This is a genomic window from Candidatus Margulisiibacteriota bacterium (assembly GCA_031268855.1).
Lineage (GTDB): Bacteria > Margulisbacteria > Termititenacia > Termititenacales > Termititenacaceae > Termititenax.
On sequence record JAIRWS010000091.1, the window covers coordinates 1 to 5552 of the forward strand.

Genomic DNA, 5552 nt, shown 5'->3' on the forward strand with positions numbered 1-5552 from the left:
GGCACTGCGCGGTTCGAGGGAAACGTCAGTATCAACATGATCTCAGCCAATGCCGTTTACGGCGCGATCTGGAATTAACAAGCGGCGATGTGATTTATTAGGTCTCGCTATCCGCGAGACACCCCACCGGCAGCTTTGCTGCCACCTCCCCTTGTGGAAGGGGAGGAAAGCAGACCTCTTTTAAATATGTTGTTTGTCCCCTTTTACAAGGGGGACGCCGCTGGTCGGTGAGCGGAGCCGAACCGTAGCGGCAGGGGGTGTCTGCGCTAGCAGACATTATAGTTACATTTTTTCTGGCGCGCTGATCCCCAGCAGGTCAAAAATAATTTTTAAAACTGTTCGCGCGGCCTGAATTATCCGCAGACGCCGGTCTGTAGTCCGGGTGTCTTCCGAGATGACCCGACATTCGTGATAAAAATTATGGAACAGCGCCGCCAGCTCCTGCGCGTAAGCGCAGAGGCGGTGAATGGCGTAACTTTGCGCGATAGTTTCTATTTCCTCCGGCAGACGGATCATTTTTAAGATCAATATTCTTTCCGCTGGTTCTAGCTTGTCCGGAGGCTGTAGAGGCGTTACAGGTAACGCCTCTACAGCCTCCGCCTGGCGCAGTATCGAACAGATCCGCGCATAGGCGTACTGTGCATAGTAAACCGGATTGTCATTGCTTTGTTTTTTGGCCAGCTCGAGATCGAAATCCAGAGCTGTATCGGATTTCACGGCGGCCAGAAAATAGCGCGCGGCATCCACGCCGATCTCGTCAATAACTTCCTGCAGAGTAATCATTTCGCCAGTGCGTTTGGACATTTTGACCGGCGCGCCGCCGCGGAATAAATTGACCAGCTGACCGAGAATAATATCTAATTGTACAGGCGCTGCCTGCATTGCCTGTACAGCCGCGCGCACGCGGGCGAGGTAGCCGTGATGATCGGCGCCCCAGATATTGATGAGCCGGTCAAAACCGCGGTCCAGCTTGTTTTGGTGATAAGCAATGTCGGCGGTGAAATAAGTTTTTTCGCCGCTGCTTTTGACCAGCACGCGGTCTTTATCGTCGCCAAAATTTGTCGAGCGAAAAACCAGCGCGCCGGCGTATTCATTGGCGCCGGTGTAGAGCAGATCTTTTTGGCGCAGGATCTCCAGCGCTCTGTCCACCGCGCCGCTCTCGTGCAGGGTTTTCTCCGAAAACCAGCTGTCGAATTCCGAGCGGATATTTTGCAAAGTGGTTTTTTGCCAATCCAGCATGGTTTGCACGGGATTGGCATCCAGTTTGGCCAGCTCTTGAATATACGCGCCGTGATAGCCGTTTTCCGGCACGGGCTGATTTTGCCGGACGGCCTGCACGGAATTAACAAAATTAACAATTTGCTGCCCGGCGTCGTTGATATAAAATTCCCGCGTTACCTGCTGACCGCAGTAAGTCAGCGTTCTGGCGAGAATATCGCCGATGACCGCCCAGCGGCCGTGGCCGATGTGCAAAGGGCCGGTCGGATTGGCGGAAACGTATTCCAGCAAAATTTTTTGTTTACGGACACTGAGCGGAGTCGAAGTGTCCGTGTCCGGTTTGCCGTAATCCGGCGTGATCCTGGCCAATTCCTGAAACAATCTCCGGTCGTTGATGCGGATATTGATAAAGCCGTTAATTTCCGAAAAAGTAAGCTCAGCGGTCTGCGCGGCCAGCCGGGGCAGGAGTTCCTGCGCGATGATTTTTGGCGCTTTTTTCAGCGGCTTGGCCAGACGCAGCGCGATATTGGTAGCGTAATCGCCGTAGTCCAGATTTTTTGGCTCTTCCAGCGGCGCCGGTTCTTTGCTGTCGATTACCTGCGCGAAAATATCTTGGATTTCCTGACGGACAGACATGGCGGCATTATAACAATATTGACTGTTTTTGCCGAATATAATATAAATGCGCATGGCAACCTGCGGCCTGAATCCGGACAAATTCACCAAAGAAGGTTTAACATTTGACGATGTGCTGCTGATCCCCGCGCGCTCGCAGATCCTGCCCAAAGACGTTTCGCTCAAAACCCGCCTGACCAAAAAGATCATGCTAAATGTGCCGCTGCTTTCCGCCGGTATGGACACGGTGACCGATTCGCGCATGGCGATCGCTGTGGCACGCGAGGGCGGCATTGGCATCATTCACAAAAATATGACCATCACAGCGCAGGCTGACGAAGTGGACAAAGTCAAACGTTCGGAAAACGGCGTCATCGTTGATCCGTTTCATCTCGGGCCGGACAACACCGTGCAGGAAGCCGTGCAGCTTATGGAGCATTATCATATTTCCGGCGTGCCGGTCACTGACCCGGGCGGCAAGCTGGTCGGCATCGTGACCAACCGCGACGTGCGCTTTGAGTCAGATTACGATCAGCCGATCAGCAATATTATGACCGCCCAAAATCTGGTAACGGCGCCCGAAGGTACTACTTTGCCGGAAGCCCAGCAGATCATGAAAAAATCCAAGATCGAGAAACTGCCCATCGTGGATAAGAACGGCCTGCTCAAGGGGCTGATCACGATCAAAGACATCAAGAAAAATATCGAATTTCCCAACGCGGCCAAAGACGCGCGCGGACGCCTGCTTTGCGGCGCGGCGGTCGGCGTCACGGAAAACGTTATGGACAGGCTGGCGGCGTTGATCAAAGCGCAGGCTGACGCGGTGGTGCTGGATACGGCGCATGGCCATTCCGAGGGAGTTTTGCGGCTCGTCAAGAAAATTAAAAAAGCCTATCCTGAATTGCAATTGATAGCCGGCAATGTGGCGACCGCGGAAGGCACAAGGGCGTTGATCGAAGCCGGTGCGGACTGCGTGAAGGTCGGTATTGGCCCGGGCTCGATCTGCACGACGCGCGTGGTGGCCGGCGTGGGTTTGCCGCAGATCACCGCGGTGTATGACTGCGCTGTCGAAGCCGCTAGGTCGGATATACCGCTTATCGCGGATGGCGGCATTCAGTATTCCGGCGACATAGTCAAGGCTCTGGCCGCCGGCGCCTCGACAGTGATGCTCGGCTCTCTGTTTGCCGGCTGTGATGAAGCTCCGGGTGAAGTGGAAATACTGCACGATCGGCGTTTCAAGATCTACCGCGGCATGGGCAGCCTCGGCGCTATGGAAGCCGGCGGCAAAGACCGTTATTTTCAAAGCGAGGCGCGCAAATTTGTCCCCGAAGGTGTGGAGGGACGCATACCGTACCGTGGCACGGTCAAAGAAATCGTTTTCCAAATGCTTGGCGGCTTGCGTTCGGGCATGGGCTACTGCGGCGCGCCGACTATCGAGGCCCTGCGTCAGGATGGCCGTTTCGTGAAGATCACGCATGCCGGACTGGTGGAGTCGCATCCGCACGACATACAGATCACCAAAGAAACGCCAAATTACACGACAAGGGATTTTGCTTGATCATAATTTTGGATTACGGCTCGCAGTATTCGCAGCTCATCGCGCGGCGGGTGCGCGAGTGTAATGTTTATTCGGAATTGGCCGCGCATGATATTTCCGCCGCTAAAATAAAAGAATTGCAGCCCGAGGGCATCATTCTCTCCGGCGGGCCGGCGTCGGTGTATGAAAAAGACGCGCCAAAACTGGACGCCGCGATTCTGGATCTGGGTATTCCGATTTTAGGTATTTGTTACGGTATGCAATTGTTTGTGAATCTGCTCGGCGGCAAAGTGGAGCGGCATACGGAAAAGCGCGAGTACGGTAAAGCAGCGTTGCGCGTGGATACGAGTTCAGCTTTGTTCGTCGGCCTGGAGGATAATTTCACAGCCTGGATGTCGCACGGCGATTCCTGCCTGCGCCTGCCGGACGGATTCCGCAAGATCGCCTCCACGGACAATCTGGAAAACGCCGCGGTCGAAAACCCCGCGCGCGGGATTTACGGTGTGCAGTTTCACCCCGAGGTCGCGCATACGGTCAAAGGGCTGGACATAATCAAAAATTTTGTTTTCGGTGTTTGTCAGGCGCGGCCGGTCTGGACGATGGCGAATTATATTGAGACCGAAGTTAAGCGCATCCGCGAAACTGTCGGCGGTGGCAAAGTTTTGCTGGGGCTGTCCGGCGGCGTGGACTCCACGACTGTGGCCGCGCTTTTACACAAAGCGATCGGCGAGCAATTAATTTGTATGTTTATCGATCAGGGTTTTATGCGCAAAAACGAAGCGCGGCGCGTGATCGAGCTTGTTTCTAAATACATGCGGATCAAGCTGGTGCATGTCGACGCGGCGCAGCGTTTTATGGAAAAAGTCCAGGGTGTCAGTGATCCCGAGGAGAAACGCCGGCGCATCGGCAATGAATTTGTGCGCACGTTTGAGGCCGAAGCGCGCCAGATCGGCGATTTTCAATTTTTGGCGCAGGGCACGCTGTATCCCGATGTCATCGAATCCGCAGTGGTCGGCGGCACACAGGCCAAAACTGCCGCGAAAATCAAAACACATCATAATGTCGGTGGACTGCCGGCGGATATGCAGTTTAAACTTATCGAGCCGCTGCGCTGGCTTTTCAAGGACGAAGTGCGCCGGCTCGGCCGTGAGCTGGGATTGCACGAAGACCTGATCAACCGGCAGCCTTTTCCCGGGCCGGGGCTGGCTATCCGCATTATCGGCGAGATCACGCCGGAGCGCGTGCGCATCCTGCAGGAAGCGGACAGTATTGTCATGGCGGAGATCAAAGCCGCCGGCTGGTACAACAAAATCTGGCAGGCGCCGGTGATCTTACTGCCGGAGGTGCGGACGGTCGGCGTGATGGGCGACGCGCGGACTTACGGCATGACCTGCGCCGTGCGCTGCGTGACCAGCGAGGACGCCATGACCGCCCGCGCGGCGCAGCTGCCCTGGGAACTGCTGGAAAAAATCTCTTCGCGCGTCATCAACGAAGTGCCGGAGATCACGCGCGTCTGTTACGACATTTCATCCAAGCCGCCCGCGACGATCGAGTGGGAGTGAAAAAGCTCAAACTTTTCACACGCCAACGGCTTAAAGACTGGAGTTGTTAAAATTTTTGACCGTGTGCAGCCAGAAGCTTTGCTGACGGGAATTCATTTTGCGAAATTCTTTTAAGAGGCCGTCTTCAGGGCTATTGTTTTTAAATTTAGCAAGGTGTTTGAGCGGCGGGGTGTAATCCAAAAAAAAATAATCAAGATGCACTCCATAAAAATCTCCGATTTTGCAAAGCGTTTCCAGGCGCGGGCCGCTCTTGGTGCCTTTTTCTAAATAGAGATAGTTGGGAAAAGCTATGCCCATCTCATTGGCTAGTTCTTCAATGGACAGTCCTGTTTTTAACCTTAGTTCTTTAATGCGTTTTCCGATATGCAGCTTTAATTGGCTAATATTATTCATGCTTTCTCCCGTCACAACAATAATTTTAAGGTTAAAATCAGGGATGTGTTATATTGCAATTACTATGTTTTATGTTATACTTATATATAGTAAATTTAATATATATTAAATTTACTATCACAATACAAGGAGGCCTTTATGACAATCGAAAAAGGAATGCCGTTGCTGGCGCAGGATATGCTGGATTTAACATTTTTTCCGGTGGGGGCGATACTCATGATGGACGG

The 5552-nt window shown here is 53.5% G+C and carries 4 protein-coding genes; 2 read left to right on the forward strand and 2 right to left on the reverse strand.

Translation table 11 applies throughout. From position 1 onward, the window contains the following. Window positions 1-282: 282 nt before the first annotated feature. Window positions 283-1854: an arginine--tRNA ligase gene (gene argS / locus LBJ25_05590; protein ID MDR1453427.1), complete on the reverse strand. Its 1572-nt coding sequence runs from the start codon at window positions 1852-1854 to the stop codon at window positions 283-285. 52 nt (window positions 1855-1906) lie between these two features. Here argS and guaB point away from each other — a divergent pair, with 52 nt between their 5' ends. Both guaB and guaA read left to right on the forward strand, forming a co-directional pair. Continuing rightward, a complete protein-coding gene (gene guaB, locus LBJ25_05595) occupies window positions 1907-3391 on the forward strand; it encodes an IMP dehydrogenase (GenBank protein MDR1453428.1) in 1485 nt (494 codons plus the stop codon). Then, window positions 3388-4932 carry a glutamine-hydrolyzing GMP synthase gene (gene guaA / locus LBJ25_05600; GenBank protein MDR1453429.1) on the forward strand — a complete coding sequence of 515 codons (1545 nt, stop codon included), beginning with the start codon at window positions 3388-3390 and terminating at the stop codon, window positions 4930-4932. Before guaB ends, guaA begins: the two co-directional genes overlap by 4 nt. A gap of 30 nt (window positions 4933-4962) precedes the next feature. Here the strand turns inward: guaA and LBJ25_05605 are convergent, their stop codons facing one another. Further along, window positions 4963-5325 (reverse strand): helix-turn-helix domain-containing protein, encoded by a 363-nt coding sequence (locus LBJ25_05605; protein ID MDR1453430.1) that lies wholly within the window; start codon window positions 5323-5325, stop codon window positions 4963-4965. Window positions 5326-5552: the final 227 nt, after the last annotated feature.